The sequence below is a fragment of the Streptomyces sp. NBC_00285 genome, assembly GCF_036174265.1.
GTDB lineage: Bacteria > Actinomycetota > Actinomycetes > Streptomycetales > Streptomycetaceae > Streptomyces.
Map to the genome: position 1 here is coordinate 6,342,604 of NZ_CP108055.1, position 15,778 is coordinate 6,358,381.

The 15,778-nt window shown below is 68.9% G+C and carries 13 protein-coding genes; all 13 read left to right on the forward strand.

All coding sequences use genetic code 11. The features are described 5' to 3' along the window. The first annotated feature begins 10 nt into the window (after nucleotides 1–10). From OHT57_RS29445 to nuoN, 13 genes are read left to right on the forward strand one after another with little or no spacing between them, the layout of a single operon-like run. Nucleotides 11–565 carry a NuoB/complex I 20 kDa subunit family protein gene (locus tag OHT57_RS29445; protein WP_033282502.1) on the forward strand — a complete coding sequence of 185 codons (555 nt, stop codon included), beginning with the start codon at nucleotides 11–13 and terminating at the stop codon, nucleotides 563–565. Further along, nucleotides 562–1,308: an NADH-quinone oxidoreductase subunit C gene (locus OHT57_RS29450; protein WP_328749568.1), complete on the forward strand. Its 747-nt coding sequence runs from the start codon at nucleotides 562–564 to the stop codon at nucleotides 1,306–1,308. The genes OHT57_RS29445 and OHT57_RS29450 overlap by 4 nt, the downstream gene beginning before the upstream one ends. Beyond that, the gene (locus tag OHT57_RS29455) at nucleotides 1,305–2,627 is read left to right on the forward strand and encodes an NADH-quinone oxidoreductase subunit D (RefSeq protein ID WP_328749569.1); all 1,323 of its coding nucleotides are present in this window, start codon (nucleotides 1,305–1,307) and stop codon (nucleotides 2,625–2,627) included. Before OHT57_RS29450 ends, OHT57_RS29455 begins: the two co-directional genes overlap by 4 nt. Then, entirely contained in the window at nucleotides 2,624–3,484 is an 861-nt protein-coding gene (gene nuoE / locus OHT57_RS29460) for an NADH-quinone oxidoreductase subunit NuoE (RefSeq protein ID WP_328749571.1), read from the forward strand. Before OHT57_RS29455 ends, nuoE begins: the two co-directional genes overlap by 4 nt. Further along, a complete protein-coding gene (nuoF, locus tag OHT57_RS29465; protein ID WP_443053500.1) occupies nucleotides 3,484–4,830 on the forward strand; it encodes an NADH-quinone oxidoreductase subunit NuoF in 1,347 nt (448 codons plus the stop codon). The genes nuoE and nuoF overlap by 1 nt, the downstream gene beginning before the upstream one ends. Further along, nucleotides 4,827–7,331, forward strand: coding sequence for an NADH-quinone oxidoreductase subunit G (locus tag OHT57_RS29470; RefSeq protein ID WP_328749573.1), 2,505 nt, complete (start codon nucleotides 4,827–4,829; stop codon nucleotides 7,329–7,331). The genes nuoF and OHT57_RS29470 overlap by 4 nt, the downstream gene beginning before the upstream one ends. After that, nucleotides 7,328–8,701 carry an NADH-quinone oxidoreductase subunit NuoH gene (gene nuoH, locus OHT57_RS29475; protein WP_328749574.1) on the forward strand — a complete coding sequence of 458 codons (1,374 nt, stop codon included), beginning with the start codon at nucleotides 7,328–7,330 and terminating at the stop codon, nucleotides 8,699–8,701. The genes OHT57_RS29470 and nuoH overlap by 4 nt, the downstream gene beginning before the upstream one ends. Next, entirely contained in the window at nucleotides 8,694–9,344 is a 651-nt protein-coding gene (gene nuoI, locus OHT57_RS29480) for an NADH-quinone oxidoreductase subunit NuoI (protein ID WP_328749575.1), read from the forward strand. Before nuoH ends, nuoI begins: the two co-directional genes overlap by 8 nt. Then, the gene (locus OHT57_RS29485; protein WP_328749576.1) at nucleotides 9,341–10,216 is read left to right on the forward strand and encodes an NADH-quinone oxidoreductase subunit J; all 876 of its coding nucleotides are present in this window, start codon (nucleotides 9,341–9,343) and stop codon (nucleotides 10,214–10,216) included. The genes nuoI and OHT57_RS29485 overlap by 4 nt, the downstream gene beginning before the upstream one ends. After that, on the forward strand, nucleotides 10,213–10,512 hold the full coding sequence (gene nuoK / locus OHT57_RS29490) for an NADH-quinone oxidoreductase subunit NuoK (protein WP_003974374.1): 300 nt from the start codon (nucleotides 10,213–10,215) through the stop codon (nucleotides 10,510–10,512). Before OHT57_RS29485 ends, nuoK begins: the two co-directional genes overlap by 4 nt. A 14-nt stretch (nucleotides 10,513–10,526) precedes the next feature. Beyond that, entirely contained in the window at nucleotides 10,527–12,440 is a 1,914-nt protein-coding gene (nuoL, locus tag OHT57_RS29495) for an NADH-quinone oxidoreductase subunit L (protein ID WP_328749577.1), read from the forward strand. Between the two features lie 5 nt (nucleotides 12,441–12,445). Next, nucleotides 12,446–14,017: an NADH-quinone oxidoreductase subunit M gene (locus tag OHT57_RS29500; RefSeq protein WP_328749578.1), complete on the forward strand. Its 1,572-nt coding sequence runs from the start codon at nucleotides 12,446–12,448 to the stop codon at nucleotides 14,015–14,017. Beyond that, nucleotides 14,014–15,663, forward strand: coding sequence for an NADH-quinone oxidoreductase subunit NuoN (gene nuoN / locus OHT57_RS29505; RefSeq protein WP_328749579.1), 1,650 nt, complete (start codon nucleotides 14,014–14,016; stop codon nucleotides 15,661–15,663). Before OHT57_RS29500 ends, nuoN begins: the two co-directional genes overlap by 4 nt. Nucleotides 15,664–15,778 lie beyond the last annotated feature (115 nt).

Genomic DNA, 15,778 nt, shown 5'->3' on the forward strand with positions numbered 1-15,778 from the left:
CCTTTAACTCATGGGACTCGAAGAAAAGCTGCCGAGCGGTTTCCTGCTGACCACCGTCGAGCAGGCCGCGGGCTGGGTGCGCAAGGCGTCCGTCTTCCCGGCCACCTTCGGCCTTGCCTGCTGTGCCATCGAGATGATGACCACGGGTGCCGGACGCTACGACCTGGCCCGCTTCGGCATGGAGGTCTTCCGCGGCTCACCCCGCCAGGCGGACCTCATGATCGTCGCCGGCCGGGTCAGCCAGAAGATGGCGCCGGTGCTGCGGCAGGTCTACGACCAGATGCCGAACCCCAAGTGGGTCATCTCCATGGGGGTCTGCGCCTCCTCGGGCGGCATGTTCAACAACTACGCGATCGTGCAGGGCGTCGACCACATCGTGCCGGTCGACATCTATCTGCCCGGCTGCCCGCCGCGGCCCGAGATGCTGATCGACGCCATTCTCAAGCTCCACCACAAGATCCAGACCTCCAAGCTCGGCGTGAACGCCGAGGAAGCGGCCCGTGAGGCGGAGGAAGCGGCGCTCAAGGCCCTGCCCACGATCGAGATGAAGGGGCTGCTGCGGTGAGCGACGCGAACGGCGCGAGCAACGGCGTCAATCCCGAGAAGGACCTCGGCGCCTCCAACCTCCCCGGTCAGCGCGGCGAGGGCGGCGAGGAGATCCGCGTCCAGCGCGGCATGTTCGGCGCCGACAACGGCGGCGACACCTCCGGTTACGGCGGCCTGGTGCGCTCGATCCGCCTCCCGGGACCGACGGGCCGCCCCTATGGGGGCTGGTTCGACGAGGTCGCCGACGAACTCGAAGGCGCCCTGGAGGAGCAGGGTCTCCTGCCCGACAACGCGATCGAGAAGACGGTCGTCGACCGCGGCGAGATCACCTTCCACATCGAGCGCGAGCACCTGCTCCGCGTCGCCCGCACCCTGCGCGACGACCCGGCCCTGCGCTTCGAACTGTGCACCGGCGTCAGTGGAGTCCACTACCTCCACGACAAGGGCCGCGAGCTGCACGCCGTCTACCACCTGCGCTCGATCACCCACAACCGGCTGATCCGCCTGGAGGTCAGCGCCCCCGACGCCGACCCGCACATCCCGTCCCTGGTCTCCGTCTATCCGACCAACGACTGGCACGAGCGCGAGACCTACGACTTCTTCGGGATCGTCTTCGACGATCACCCGGCCCTGACGCGGATCATGATGCCGGACGACTGGCAGGGCCACCCGCAGCGCAAGGACTACCCCCTCGGCGGCATCCCCGTCGAGTACAAGGGCGCCCAGATCCCGGCTCCGGACCAGCGGAGGTCGTACTCGTGAGCACTTCCCATGCCTCCCCTCGGGAGACCACAGAGGGCACCGTCTACACGGTCACCGGCGGCGACTGGGACGAGATCGTCCAGGCCGCGGCCCGCGCCGACGACGAACGCATCGTCCTCAACATGGGCCCGCAGCACCCCTCCACGCACGGTGTGCTCCGCCTGATCCTGGAGATCGACGGCGAGAGGGTCACCGAGGCCCGCTGCGGCATCGGCTACCTGCACACCGGCATCGAGAAGAACCTCGAGTTCCGCACGTGGACGCAGGGCACCACGTTCGTGACGCGCATGGACTACCTGACGTCGTTCTTCAACGAGACCGCTTACTGCCTCGCCGTCGAGAAGCTTCTCGGTATCGAGGACCAGATTCCCGACCGCGCCACGCTCATCCGCGTGCTCCTGATGGAGCTCAACCGGCTGTCCTCGCACCTCGTGTGCATCGCCACCGGCGGTATGGAACTCGGCGCCACCACGATCATGATCTACGGATTCCGTGATCGTGAAATGATTCTCGACATCTACGAGCTCATCACGGGCCTCAGGATGAACCACGCGTACATCCGCCCCGGCGGACTCGCCCAGGACCTGCCGCCCGGTGCGGTGGACCACATCCGCGAGTTCGTGAAGAAGATGAAGAAGAACCTCCCGGAGTACGACAAGCTCGCCACCGGGAACCCCATCTTCAAGGCCCGTATGCAGGACGTCGGCTACCTCGACCTGTCCGGCTGCATGGCGCTCGGCGCCACCGGCCCGATCCTGCGCTCCACCGGCCTGCCGCACGACCTGCGCAAGAGCCAGCCGTACTGCGGCTACGAGACGTTCGACTTCGACGTCCCGACCGCCGACACCTGCGACTCCTACGGCCGCTTCCTGATCCGCCTGGAGGAGATGCGCCAGTCGCTCAGGATCGTCGAGCAGTGCCTGGACCGGCTCCAGCCCGGCCCGGTCATGGTCACCGACAAGAAGATCGCCTGGCCGGCCCAGCTCGCCCTGGGACCCGACGGGCTCGGCAACTCCCTCGACCACATCAAGAAGATCATGGGCACCTCCATGGAGGCCCTGATCCACCACTTCAAGCTGGTGACCGAGGGTTTCCGCGTCCCGCCGGGACAGGCCTACGCGGCCGTCGAGTCGCCCAAGGGCGAACTCGGGGTGCACGCCGTGTCCGACGGCGGCACCCGCCCCTTCCGGGTCCACTTCCGCGACCCGTCCTTCACCAACCTTCAGGCCATGGCGGCGATGTGCGAGGGCGGCCAGGTCGCTGACGTCATCGTCGCCGTCGCGTCCATCGACCCCGTGATGGGAGGCGTCGACCGGTGACCACCAGTTCTTCCGAGCGGGGCGTCAGCCTGGGCATGCCCGAACTGCCCGCACCCGCTTACCCGGACGACGTGAGGGCCCGGCTGGAGACGGACGCGCGCGAGATCATCGCCCGCTACCCGGACTCCCGCTCGGCGCTCCTGCCGCTGCTGCACCTCGTGCAGTCGGAGGAGGGCCATGTCACGCGCACCGGGATGCGGTTCTGCGCCGACGTCCTCGGCCTCACCACGGCCGAGGTCACCGCGGTGGCCACCTTCTACACCATGTACCGGCGCAGGCCGTCGGGCGACTACCAGGTGGGTGTCTGCACGAACACCCTCTGCGCGGTGATGGGCGGTGACGAGATCTTCGAGTCCCTCCAGGAGCACCTGGGCGTCGGCAACGGCGAGACCACCGACGACGGCAAGATCACCCTGGAGCACATCGAGTGCAACGCGGCCTGTGACTTCGCGCCGGTGGTGATGGTCAACTGGGAGTTCTTCGACAACCAGACCCCGGCCGGCGCCAAGCGGCTCGTCGACGACCTGCGTGCGGGCCGCGAGGTCGAGCCCACGCGCGGGGCGCCGATGTGCACCTTCAAGGAGACCGCGCGGATCCTCGCCGGCTTCCCCGACGAGCGGGCAGGGGCCGTCGAGGCGAGCGGCGCAGCGGGACCCGCGTCGCTGGTGGGCCTCCGCCTGGCCAAGGGAGAGACCGCACCCGCGCGCGTGGTCCATCCGCGCCACGGCGCACCGCAGAACAAGGACGTCCACGAGCCGTCCCCGTCGGAGCACCTCAGCTCGCACGACGCGCCACAGGACACGTCGGCCTCCGACCCGGCCCACCCGGCCGGGCCCGCTGCCGAGGAGGGGGAGTGATGACCTTGGCACCCGAACTGAAGGACACCAGCCCCGAGAAGCTGCTCGCACCCGTGCTGTCGGCCTTCTGGGACGAGGACAAGTCCTGGACGCTGGACGTCTACAAGAGGCACGAAGGGTACGAGGGGCTCCGCAAGGCGCTCGCCATGTCGCCGGACGACCTGATCGCCTACGTCAAGGACTCAGGTCTGCGCGGCCGCGGCGGCGCCGGATTCCCCACCGGAATGAAATGGCAGTTCATTCCGCAGGGAGATGGAAAGCCGCACTATCTGGTTGTCAACGCCGACGAGTCGGAACCGGGAACCTGCAAGGACATCCCGCTCCTCTTCGCGAACCCGCACAGCCTCATCGAGGGCATGATCATCGCGTGTTACGCCATCAGGTCTTCGCATGCGTTCATCTATCTGCGCGGTGAAGTCGTCCCCGTGCTGCGGCGGTTGCACTCGGCCGTGAACGAGGCCTACGCGGCCGGTTACCTCGGACAGAACATCCAGGGCAGCGGCCTCGATCTCGACATCACCGTGCACGCGGGCGCCGGCGCGTACATCTGCGGTGAGGAGACCGCACTGCTCGACTCGCTCGAAGGCCGCCGTGGCCAACCGCGGCTCCGTCCCCCCTTCCCCGCGGTCGCGGGCCTCTACGCATGCCCGACTGTTGTGAACAACGTGGAGTCGATCGCGTCGGTTCCCGCGATTCTGACCCGGGGCAAGGAATGGTTCCGGTCGATGGGCAGCGAGAAGTCCCCGGGCTTCACGCTCTACTCGCTCAGCGGCCACGTCGCGAGCCCCGGCCAGTTCGAGGCCCCGCTCGGCATCACCCTGCGCCAGCTCCTGGAGATGAGCGGCGGCATGCGGCCCGGTCACCGGCTCAAGTTCTGGACGCCGGGCGGCTCCTCCACCCCGATGTTCACCGACGAGCACCTCGACGTCCCCCTCGACTACGAGGGAGTCGGCGCCGCCGGTTCCATGCTCGGCACCAAGGCCCTGCAGTGCTTCGACGAGACGACCTGCGTCGTGCGCGCCGTGACCCGCTGGACCGAGTTCTACGCCCACGAGTCCTGCGGCAAGTGCACCCCGTGCCGCGAAGGGACGTACTGGCTCGTGCAGTTGCTGCGCGACATCGAGGCCGGCAAGGGCGTCATGTCCGACCTCGACAAGCTGAACGACATCGCCGACAACATCAACGGCAAGTCCTTCTGCGCTCTCGGCGACGGCGCCGCCTCGCCGATCTTCTCCTCGCTCAAGTACTTCCGCGAGGAGTACGAGGAGCACATCACGGGCCGCGGCTGCCCCTTCGACCCGGCCAAGTCGACGGCCTGGGCCGACCGCACGGAGGTGAACGCATGACCGTGACCACCAGCACTCCCTCGGGCGGGGGAGAGGCGGCGGTCCCGCCGGAGGATCTCGTCTCGCTGACGATCGACGGCGCCGAGATCAGCGTGCCCAAGGGCACCCTGGTCATCCGGGCCGCCGAGCAACTCGGCATCGAGATCCCCCGGTTCTGCGACCACCCCCTCCTCGACCCGGCCGGCGCCTGCCGCCAGTGCATCGTCGACGTCGAGGGCCAGCGCAAGCCGATGGCGTCCTGCACCATCACCTGCACCGACGGCATGGTGGTGAAGACGCACCTCACCTCGCCGGCCGCCGAGAAGGCCCAGCACGGGGTGATGGAGCTCCTCCTCATCAACCACCCGCTGGACTGTCCCGTCTGCGACAAGGGCGGCGAGTGCCCCCTGCAGAACCAGGCCATGTCGCACGGCCAGTCGGAGTCCCGCTTCGAGGGCAAGAAGCGGACCTACGAGAAGCCCGTGCCGATCTCCACCCAGGTGCTGCTCGACCGCGAGCGGTGCGTGCTGTGCGCCCGCTGCACCCGCTTCTCCAACCAGATCGCGGGCGACCCGATGATCGAACTGATCGAGCGGGGCGCGCTCCAGCAGGTCGGCACCGGTGAGGGCGACCCCTTCGAGTCGTACTTCTCCGGCAACACCATCCAGATCTGCCCGGTCGGCGCGCTCACCTCTGCGGCGTACCGATTCCGCTCCCGCCCCTTCGACCTGGTGTCCTCCCCGAGCGTGTGCGAGCACTGCTCCGGAGGCTGCGCCACCCGTACCGACCACCGGCGCGGCAAGGTCATGCGCAAGCTCGCGGCGAACGACCCCGAGGTCAACGAGGAGTGGATCTGCGACAAGGGACGGTTCGGCTTCCGGTACGCGCAGCAGCGCGACCGGCTCCAGACCCCCCTCGTGCGCAACCCCGAGGGCGAACTGGTGCCGGCTTCCTGGCCGGAGGCACTCCAGATCGCGGCCCAGGGACTGCTCGCCTCACGCAGCCGGGCCGGCGTCCTCACGGGCGGCCGCCTCACCATCGAGGACGCCTACGCGTACAGCAAGTTCGCGCGCGTGGCGCTCGACACCAACGACATCGACTTCCGCGCGCGCGTGCACAGCAGTGAGGAGACCGACTTCCTGGCCGCGCGGGTCGCGGGCCGCGGCCGCGACCTCGACGGTACGGGCGTCACGTACTCCGCTCTGGAGAAGGCGCCCGCCGTCCTGCTGGTCGGGTTCGAGGCCGAGGAGGAGGCGCCCGGCGTCTTCCTGAGGCTGCGCAAGGCCTGGCGGGCGCACGGCCAGAAGGTCTTCTCGCTCGCCACCCACGCGACGCGCGGCCTGGAGAAGGCAGGCGGCACGCTGCTGCCCGCCGCTCCCGGCACCGAGACCGAGTGGCTGGACGCGCTCGCCGACGGAGCCGGCCTGGAGGGCGACGGCAGCAGGGCCGCAGAGGCGCTGCGCGTCAACGGCGCGGTGATCGTCGTCGGCGAACGGCTGGCCGCCGTCGCGGGCGGACTGACCGCCGCCGTACGGGCCGCCTCCGCGACCGGCGCACAGCTGGTGTGGATCCCGCGGCGGGCCGGAGAGCGCGGTGCCGTCGAGGCGGGCGCGCTGCCGGCGCTCCTGCCGGGCGGGCGCCCGGCCACCGACCCGCGCGCGCGTGAGGAGGTCGCCTCGGTCTGGGGTGTGGCCGAACTCCCGCACCGCTACGGGCGGGACACCGGCCAGATCGTCGAGGCGGCGACCTCCGGAGAGCTCCAGGCCCTGCTGGTCGCGGGAGTCGAGATCGCCGACCTGCCCGATCCGGCACGCGCGCGTGCCGCGCTGCGCGAGGTCGGGTTCGTGGTGTCGCTGGAACTGCGGCCGGGTGAGGTCACCGAACACGCGGACGTCGTCCTGCCGGTGGCCGCGGTCGCCGAGAAGGCAGGCACCTTCCTCAACTGGGAAGGCAGGGTGCGGTTCTTCGAGACCGCGCTCAAGCCCGAGCAGATGACCCGCCGCCTCGCACCCAGCGACGCACGGGTGCTGCAGATGCTGGCCGACGCCATGGACGTGCACCTGGGCCTGCCGGATCTGCGCACCACGCGCGCGGAGATCGACCGGCTCGGTCCCTGGGACGGCCCCCGGGCCGGTGAACCCGTGGAGACCGCGGTCCAGTTGCCGCGACCGGCCGCCGGCGAGGCCGTACTGGCCGGGCACCGGCTGCTCCTCGACCAGGGTCTGCTCCAGCAGGGCGACGAGGCGCTCGCCGGGACGCGGCACGCGGCACGCGCACGCGTGTCGGCCGCGACGGCCGCCGAGGTCGGCGTCAAGGAGGGCGACCTCCTCGCCGTGACCGGCTCCTCGGGAGTCACCGAACTGCCGCTTCAGATCACCGAGATGCCCGACCGCGTGGTCTGGCTCCCGCTGAACTCCACCGGCGGGGGCGTCGCCTCCGACGCCGGAGTGCTGCCTGGCTCCCTCGTCCGCATCGGCCCCGCCACACTCGCCGCCGAAGCTCCCAAGGAGGTGGAGGCATGAGCCCGTACCTCGCCGCAGAAGACCTGTCGGTGTTCGGCAACGACCCCTGGTGGCTCGTCGTCATCAAGGCCGTCTTCTGCTTCGCCTTCCTGATGGTGACCGTGCTGTTCTCCATCGTGTGGGAGCGCAAGGTCGTCGCCTGGATGCAGCTGCGCGTCGGCCCCAACCGGCACGGGCCCTGGGGCATGCTCCAGTCGCTCGCCGACGGCATCAAGCTGATGCTCAAGGAAGACGTCATCGTCAAACGCGCGGACAAGGTCGTCTACGTCCTCGCGCCGATCATCGCGGCCATCCCGGCCTTCATGGCGATCGCGGTGATCCCCTTCGGCCCGTCCGGCAACGAGGTCTCGATCTTCGGCCACCGCACCGCGATGCAGCTCACCGACCTCCCGATCGCGATGATCTACATCCTCGCGGTCGCCTCGGTCGGTATCTACGGCATCGTCCTCGCGGGCTGGAGTTCCGGCTCCACCTATCCGCTGCTCGGGGGCCTGCGCTCCTGCGCGCAGATGATCTCGTACGAGATCGCCATGGGCGCCGCCTTCGCCTCGGTGTTCCTCTACTCCGGGTCGATGTCGACCTCGGCGATCGTCGAGGCCCAGCACGACCGCTGGTACATCGTCCTGTTGCCGGTCTCCTTCATCATCTACGTGATCACCATGGTCGGGGAGACCAACCGCGCGCCCTTCGACATGCCGGAGTCCGAGGGCGACCTGGTCGGCGGCTTCAACACCGAGTACTCGTCGATCAAGTTCGCGCTGTTCATGCTCGCCGAGTACGTGAACATGGTGACGGTCTCGGCCGTGACGACCACGCTCTTCCTCGGCGGCTGGCGCGCCCCCTGGCCCATCAGCACCTTCTGGGAGGGCGCCAACCACGGCTGGTGGCCGCTCCTCTGGTTCGTGATCAAGGTGCAGTTGCTGCTGTTCTTCTTCATCTGGCTGCGCGGCACGCTTCCCCGCGTGCGCTACGACCAGCTGATGAAGCTCGGCTGGAAGGTGCTCATCCCGGTCTCCGTGGTGTGGCTGATGCTCGTCGCGACCATGCGGACCCTGCGCAACGAGGGCTACGACTTCGCCGACATCGCCCTCTACGTGGGCGGCGGTGTCCTGGCCCTGCTGCTGCTCTCGTTCGTCGCCGACATGTTCCGGGAGAAGTCGAAGACAGCGGCGCAGAGTGACGAACAGCCGGTCGGATTCGACCCGATGGCGGGCGGATTCCCCGTACCGCCACTGCCCGGACAGGAGTTGTCGCCGGTGCCGCGACGCCGCTCGCGCCAGGAGCGGGAGCTGATTGTCAGTGGCGGACCCGATACTCGGAGTGACGGATCTTCGGGTTCTACGGATGGAAAGGAGGCGTCCGATGGCTGAGGAGCCCAAGGAGACCGAGCAGTTGAAGCCCGGCTTCATGAACCCCGTGGCCGGCTTCGGCGTGACCTTCAAGGCCATGTTCAAGAAGCGGCTGACCGAGCAGTACCCGGAGCAGGCGAAGACCACCGCTCCCCGGTTCCACGGACGGCACCAGCTCAACCGCCATCCGGACGGCCTGGAGAAGTGCGTCGGCTGCGAGCTGTGCGCCTGGGCCTGCCCAGCCGACGCCATCTATGTGGAGGGCGCCGACAACACCGACGAGGAGCGCTACTCGCCGGGCGAGCGGTACGGCCGCGTCTACCAGATCAACTACGCCCGCTGCATCCTGTGCGGCCTGTGCATCGAGGCGTGCCCCACGCGCGCGCTGACGATGACCAACGAGTTCGAGCTCGCGGACACCAGCCGCGCCAACCTCATCTTCACCAAGGAACAGCTGCTCGCCGGACTTGAGGACGGCATGGTCGACGCGCCGCACGCCATCTACCCCGGCACCGACGAGCAGGACTACTACCGGGGCCTGGTGACGGAGGCCGCTCCCGGCACCGTGCCCCAGGTCGCCGTCTCCAAGGGCGAGGTCGTCCAGGAGGCCGCCACCACCTCCGGTGCGGACGAACCGGCGGCGGAGAAGGTGATCGGGCGATGACCGCACCCCTGGAGCTCGCCGCCACCCTGGCTGCCGGCACCCCCACCTCCACCGGCGAGGCCTTCCAGTTCTGGGTCCTCGGCACCGTCGCCGTGATCGGCGCCCTGTGCACCGTGTTCATGAAGAAGGCCGTGCACAGCGCGCTCTGTCTCGCCGGCACCATGATCATCCTGGCGGTGTTCTACCTCGCCAACGGCGCCTACTTCCTCGGCGTCGTCCAGATCGTCGTCTACACCGGCGCGATCATGATGCTGTTCCTGTTCGTGGTGATGCTCGTCGGCGTGACCGCGGCGGACTCCCTGCAGGAGACCATCAGGGGCCAGCGCTGGCTCGCCCTCGCCTGCGGGCTCGGCTTCGGCATCCTGCTGTTCGCGGGCATCGGCAACGCCTCGCTCACCCACTTCAACGGCCTCACCCAGGCGAACGCCGGCGGCAACGTGGAGGGCCTGGCGACCCTCATCTTCACCAAGTACGTCTTCGCCTTCGAGATCACCGGCGCCCTGCTGATCACGGCCGCCGTCGGCGCCATGGTGCTCACGCACCGCGAGCGCACCGAGCGCGCCAAGACGCAGCGTGAGCTGGCCGAGGAGCGGGTGCGCGAGGGCAAGCACCTCCCGCCGCTGCCGGCCCCGGGCGTGTACGCCCGGCACAACGCGGTGGACATCGCGGGCCTGCTGCCCGACGGGACCCCCTCCGAGCTCACCGTCAGCAAGACACTGCGCGACCGAGGCCAGATGCGCGACGTGTCCACCGAGGCGATGAACGACCTCAAGGCACTGGAGCAGCGCTCCGAGGAGCGCCTGGAGAGGGACGCGATCGAACCGCCCCACCTCAAGCGCAACGCCCGGCGGACCGAGGAGGCGTCGAAGTGAACCCGGTCAACTACCTCTATCTCGCCGCTCTGTTGTTCACGATCGGCGCCACCGGCGTACTGATCAGGCGCAACGCGATCGTCGTGTTCATGTGCATCGAGCTCATGCTCAACGCCTGCAACCTCGCGTTCGTCGCCTTCTCCCGGATGCACGGCAACCTCGACGGCCAGATCATCGCCTTCTTCACGATGGTCGTCGCCGCCGCGGAGGTCGTGGTCGGGCTCGCGATCATCGTGTCGTTGTTCCGTTCCCGCCACTCGGCCTCGGTCGACGACGCCAGCCTGATGAAGCTGTAAGGGGTCGCTGAATCGTGGAGAACCTGATTGCGCTGCTCATCGCGGCGCCTCTGCTCGGAGCGGCGGTCCTGCTCACCGGCGGCCGGAGACTGGACGCCGTCGGCCACTGGATCGGCACGGCCCTGGCCGGCGCCTCCTTCGTGTTCGGCGCCGTCCTCTTCGCCGACCTGCTCGGCAAGGACGCCGAACACCGCACGCTCACCCAGCACCTGTTCAGCTGGGTGCCGGTCGAGGGCTTCCAGGCGGACGCCGCCTTCCGCCTCGACCAGCTGTCGATGACGTTCGTGCTGCTGATCACCGGCGTCGGATCGCTGATCCACCTGTACTCGATCGGGTACATGGAGCACGACGAGCGGCGCCGCCGCTTCTTCGGCTATCTGAACCTGTTCCTCGCGGCGATGCTGCTGCTCGTCCTCGCCGACAACTACCTTCTGCTGTACGTCGGCTGGGAGGGCGTCGGACTCGCCTCCTACCTGCTGATCGGCTTCTGGCAGCACAAGCCCAGCGCGGCCACCGCGGCGAAGAAGGCCTTCCTGGTCAACCGCGTCGGCGACATCGGCCTGTCGATCGCGATCATGCTGATGTTCACGACGTTCGGCACCTTCGCCTTCGGCCCGGTGCTCGGCACCCACGACAAGCCCGGACTCGTCGACGGCACATCCGAGGCCACGCTGACGGGCATCGCCCTGATGCTGCTGCTCGCCGCCTGTGGCAAGTCCGCCCAGGTGCCGCTGCAGTCCTGGCTCGGGGACGCCATGGAGGGCCCGACCCCGGTCTCGGCCCTCATCCACGCGGCGACGATGGTGACCGCGGGCGTCTACCTGATCGTCCGCTCCGGAGCCATCTTCAACGCGGCGCCCGACGCACAGCTCGTCGTCACCATCGTCGGTGCCGTCACGCTCCTGTTCGGTGCGATCGTCGGTTGCGCGAAGGACGACATCAAGAAGGCACTGGCCGGCTCGACCATGTCGCAGATCGGCTACATGGTCCTCGCCGCGGGCCTCGGCCCCATCGGCTACGTCTTCGCGATCATGCACCTGGTGACGCACGGCTTCTTCAAGGCCGGGCTGTTCCTCGGCGCCGGTTCGGTCATGCACGGCATGAACGACGAGGTCGACATGCGCAAGTACGGCGGCCTCCGCACGTACATGCCGGTCACCTTCGTCACCTTCGGCCTCGGCTACCTCGCCATCATCGGCTTCCCGGGCCTGTCCGGCTTCTTCTCCAAGGACAAGATCATCGAGGCCGCCTTCGCCAAGGGCGGCACCGAGGGCTGGATCCTCGGCGCCTGCGCCCTGCTGGGCGCGGCCATCACCGCCTTCTACATGACGCGCGTGATGCTGATGACGTTCTTCGGCGAGAAGCGCTGGCAGCCCGACGCGGAGGGCCATGAGCCCCACCCGCACGAGTCCCCCAGGTCCATGACGATCCCGATGATCGTGCTGGCCTTCGGATCGGTCTTCGCGGGCGGACTGTTCAGCATCGGCGACCGCTTCCTGCACTGGCTGGAGCCCATCACCGGGCACGACCACGGAAACGCGCCGATCAGCGCCACGACGGTCACGGCATCCACGGTGGCCGTGATGGTCATCGGTGTCGGGCTCGCCTACCTGCAGTACGGCAGGCGCCCGGTCCCGGTCGTCGCCCCGCGCGGGTCGCTGCTCACCCGGGCCGCCCGGCGCGACCTGCTCCAGGACGACTTCAACCACGTGGTCCTGGTGCGTGGCGGAGAGCACCTCACCCGGTCCCTGGTCTACGTCGACCACACCCTGGTCGACGGCGTGGTCAACGGCTCGGCGGCCTCGGTCGGCGGTCTCTCCGGCCGGCTGCGCAAGCTCCAGAACGGCTACGCGCGGTCGTACGCGGTCTCGATGTTCGGCGGCGCGGCGATCCTCGTGGCCGCGACCCTGCTGATGAGGGCGGTCTGATACCGATGTCCTTTCCTCTGCTGACAGCGACGGCGGCGCTCCCGGCGATCGGGGCGATCGCCACGGCCGCCGTGCCGGCCGCGCGGCGCACCGCCGCGAAATGGCTGGCGCTGCTCGTCTCGCTCGCCACCCTCGCGCTGGCCGCCGTCGTCCTGGTGCGCTTCGACCCGGACGGCGACCGTTACCAGCTCACCGAGTCCCATGCCTGGATCAAGGACTTCGGGGTCCGGTACGAACTGGGCGTGGACGGTATCGGGGTGGCGCTCGTCGCGCTGACCGCGCTGCTGATCCCGTTCATCATCCTGGCGGGCTGGCACGACGCCGACCCGCTGGAGACCGGCAACAAGCGGTGGCGGCCGACGCAGGGCTTCTTCGCCCTGATCCTGGGCGTCGAGGCGATGGTGATCATCTCCTTCGAGGCCACCGACGTCTTCCTCTTCTACATCTTCTTCGAAGCCATGCTGATCCCGATGTACTTCCTCATCGGCGGCTTCGGGGACCGGGCCCACGCCGGCTCCGACGAGAACGCGGCGACCCAACGCTCGTACGCCGCCGTGAAGTTCCTCCTGTACAACCTGGTCGGCGGCCTGATCATGCTGGCCGCGGTCATCGGCCTCTACGTGGTCGCCGGGAACTTCAGCCTCCAGCAGATTGCCGAAGCGCGGGCCAACGGCACGCTCGACATGGCGACCAACACCGAACGCTGGCTGTTCCTCGGCTTCTTCTTCGCCTTCGCGGTGAAGGCACCCCTGTGGCCGCTGCACACCTGGCTGCCCAACGCGATGGGGGAGGCCACCACCCCGGTCGCCGTGCTCATCACGGCGGTCGTCGACAAGGTGGGCACCTTCGCGATGCTCCGCTTCTGCCTCCAGCTCTTCCCGGAGGCCAGCAAGTGGGCGACGCCCGCGATCCTGGTCCTGTCGGTGATCAGCATCATCTACGGGGCGCTGCTCGCGGTCGGCCAGCGGGACATCAAGCGGCTGGTGGCGTACGCGTCGATCTCACACTTCGGCTTCATCATCATGGGCATCTTCGCGATGACCAGCCAGGGCCAGTCCGGGGCGACGCTCTACATGGTCAACCACGGGATCTCGACGGCCGTGCTGATGCTGGTGGCCGGCTTCCTGATCTCGCGGCGCGGCTCGCGGCTCATCGCCGACTACGGCGGGGTGCAGAAGGTCGCCCCGGTACTCGCCGGCACCTTCCTGATCGGCGGCCTGGCCACCCTGTCGCTGCCCGGACTGGCACCGTTCGTCAGTGAGTTCCTGGTCCTGGTCGGCACGTTCGCGCGCTACCCGGCGATCGGCATCATCGCGACCTTCGGCATCGTGCTCGCCGCGCTCTACACCCTCGTCCTCTACCAGCGGACGATGACGGGCCCGGTGAAACCGGAGGTCTCCGCGATGCCCGACCTCAGGGTGCGTGAGCTCCTGGTCGTGGCCCCGCTGATCGCGCTGCTGATCTTCCTGGGCGTCTACCCGAAGCCCGTCACGGACATCGTCAACCCGGCGGTGAAGTCGACCATGTCCGACGTACACAAGAAGGACCCCCAGCCCGAGGCGGAGGCGGCCAAGTGAGCGCGACAGTCGTCCACAGCCTGTGGACAACCGCGGCCGACCCGATCACGAAGATCGACGCGCCGAAGATCGAATACGGGCAGTTGTCGCCCACCCTGATCGTCCTGGGCGCGGCACTCATCGGGGTGCTGGTCGAGGCGTTCGTCCCGCGCAGAGCCCGCTACCACGTCCAGTGGATCATGTCCGCCCTGGCGCTGTGCGGGGCCTTCGCGGCCGTCGTCGTACTCGCCGCGAACGGATACGCCACGACGAAGTCCGGCATCGCGGCCATGGGTGCCATCGCCGTCGACGGACCGGCCCTGTTCCTCCAGGGCACGATCCTGCTGGCGGGCCTCGTCGGCCTGTTCACCTTCGCCGAGCGGCGGCTGGACCCCGAGACACACGGCAACCACACCGACTCGTTCGCGGCCCAGGGCGCCTCCGTGCCGGGCAGCGACAGCGAGAAGGCCGCGGTGAAGGCCGGGTTCACCACCACCGAGGTGTTCCCGCTGCTGCTCTTCGCGGTCGCCGGCATGCTGATCTTCCCGGCGGCCAACGACCTGCTGACGCTCTTCGTGGCGCTGGAGGTCTTCTCGCTCCCGCTGTACCTGCTGTGCGCGCTGGCCCGCCGCAAGCGGCTCATGTCGCAGGAGGCCGCGGTCAAGTACTTCCTGCTCGGCTCGTTCGCCTCCGCCTTCACCCTGTTCGGCATCGCCCTGCTGTACGGCTACGCGGGCTCGGTGTCGTACGGCACGATCGCGAAGGTCGTCGACGGCACGATCACCACGGTTAACCCGGCGCTCGCGGACACCATGGGCAACGACGCACTGCTGCTGATCGGCGCCGCGATGATCGTCATGGGCCTGCTGTTCAAGGTGGGCGCGGTGCCGTTCCACATGTGGACGCCGGACGTCTACCAGGGCGCACCGACCCCGGTCACCGGCTTCATGGCGGCGGCGACCAAGGTGGCCGCGTTCGGCGCGCTGCTGAGGATCCTGTACGTGGTGCTGCCCGGCCTGCGCTGGGACTGGCGGCCGGTCATGTGGGCCGTCGCGATCGTCACCATGCTGGGCGGAGCGATCGTCGCGATCACGCAGACCGACATCAAGCGGCTGCTGGCGTACTCCTCGATCGCGCATGCCGGCTTCATCCTCGCGGGTGTCATCGCGACCACGCCGGACGGGGTGTCGTCCGTCCTCTTCTACCTCGCCGCGTACTCGTTCGTGACGATCGGCGCGTTCGCGGTGGTGACGCTGGTCCGTGACGCCGGCGGCGAGGCGACGCACCTGTCCAAGTGGGCGGGGCTGGGCCGTCGTTCACCCCTGGTGGCCGCCGTGTTCGCGGTGTTCCTGCTGGCCTTCGCGGGCATCCCGCTGACCTCCGGGTTCGCCGGGAAGTTCGCCGTGTTCAAGGCGGCGGCCGAGGGCGGCGCCGCGCCGCTGGTCGTGGTCGGTGTGATCTCGTCGGCGATCGCGGCGTTCTTCTACATCCGCGTGATCGTGCTGATGTTCTTCAGCGAGCCGCAGCCGGACGGACCGACGGTCGCCGTGCCGTCGCCCCTGACGATGACGGCGATCGGAGTCGGCGTGGCCGTCACGCTGGTGCTGGGTGTGGCGCCGCAGTACTTCCTCGACCTGGCGAACCAGGCGGGAGTGTTCGTGCGCTGACCTGCGGTGCGTGTGTACCGGGCCCCGGTTTCCCCGCGAGGGAGCCGGGGCCCGGCGCGTTCGGCCGGGAGCCGCGCACCACCCCGGCCTGTGGATAACTCCGACGCTGTCAGTC